The 1,693-nt window shown below is 34.3% G+C and carries 1 protein-coding gene; it reads left to right on the top strand.

Annotated elements, in window-relative coordinates:
• Nucleotides 1-678: 678 nt before the first annotated feature.
• Nucleotides 679-1,692, top strand: a complete 1,014-nt coding sequence (locus tag U9P79_09540) for an LPP20 family lipoprotein (protein ID MEA2104865.1) — start codon at nt 679-681, stop codon at nt 1,690-1,692.
• Nucleotide 1,693: the final 1 nt, after the last annotated feature.

Below are 1,693 nucleotides of genomic sequence, written 5' to 3' on the forward strand. Positions count from 1 at the left end.
ATTGTCGCCTACCATTTTTTATAATAAAATTTTTATCAGCGTAAATCATTTTTATCATTGTTCATCTGTGTCGAATCTATACTTCACGGATAGACTCTAACTAATCTGAGACCTTCGCAATGGTTATCCCCCACTTGTTACATTTGCAAAGATGAGAATTAAAAATCTCATCGGTTAAAAGATGTGAATCCCGTAGGATGACTATCCAACGGGATGAAAGGGAAATATGTATGGAGAAAAACAGCATCAAGAGATGGCTCATTTCACTCGGTAAACAAAAATTAGTAAAAGTGTGGGAAAATAAACTTCCGATTTTGTGGTCATTTCGACTTCCGTTGACAGATAAATCAGGCAGAAAAAAATGGCTGCTATGTAATGAGTATTATTCATAATACTTTTTTCGATTTAGCGTGGGGGTTTATCCTCTCGCAGACATTGTTCAAAAATCGGTAGTCAATAAAGAAGAAAATGCTCGATCCGCCAACTGGCGGATAAATCCTTAGCATAACAGCTTTGTCCAAAAAGACTGACGAATAAATCCAGACAAAACGCCCTCAAATAACTTGGTTTTTTTTGATGCATTCTTGTAAAAAAATGGGGGATGCGAAAATTTAAAAGAAGCTTGACAAAAATGTTCTTTATAACGAATTGGATTGCTAAAACTTATATATGGAGGAAATGATGCAGAAAAAATTAGTATTAATGGCAATGGTTATTTTCATTATCTCTTGTTCCGCTCCAAAAAAGCCAATGCAGATTCCTGATTGGGTTTATCATCCTTATAAGGACTATAGCAAAAATCTTTTTATAAATGCTGTGGGTACAGGAAACGCAAAAAGTGCTGCCGAAACGGATGCTTACAACAATATCTCAAAGGCAATTCAAAAGGATGTTACAACTCGCGAATCTGTTAAACAGAAATATCAAGAAAAAATAGGTGCTCGGTTTACTTCTGACGAAACTATGGCAAAACAAACATTATTTGAAAAAGAGCGATCATTAAGAGGTATTGAATTTGAAAAAACATATTTTGATGAAAAAGATGGTGTTTATTTTGTTCTGGCATGTTTAGACCGAATAAAAACAGGCAAAATTTATAATGAAGAAATTGAGAAAAATAATATCCGCATTCAAAATATTTACAGCCAATACAACGGAACTTTAAACAAAATGGAGAAGTTAAAATATCTTCAGAAAGCAATTAATTTGGCGGATTTAACGGAGGAACTGAACGAGCAGTACCGTGTTATTTCTATTTTGGACCATGGGGTGGATCTGAAAATAAGCAAAAACGAATTAGTAAGTGAGCAAATGCGTTTTACCAATAATATCTCTGTGTCCATTAAAGCTGCAGGCAAATGGCAAAAACAGCTGGTGAAGTATTTGAGCGAAACCTTCAATGCAATCGGCTTCAATGTTGATCCCTACCAAAACAGTTCATTAATTGATTTTAATATTGCAGCTGAACTGACAATCGCAAGAGCTAATGGAAAACGAAAAGATTTGAAATTCATTAGTTGGAACCTAAATATTACCGTACTTGCAAAACAATATGGAAATAGTGAATTAGAGTTTACCCGAAGTGGTAGAGAAGGGCATATCAATGAAACTGAGGCTGTGAACAGGTCATTGCGAGAAGTATTTAATGTTATTTCCCATGAATTCTACGATTATTTTATAAATAACTTTTAGA

It is taken from the genome of Candidatus Cloacimonadota bacterium, from assembly GCA_034661015.1.
In the GTDB taxonomy this organism is placed as follows: Bacteria; Cloacimonadota; Cloacimonadia; order JGIOTU-2; family JGIOTU-2; genus JAYEKN01.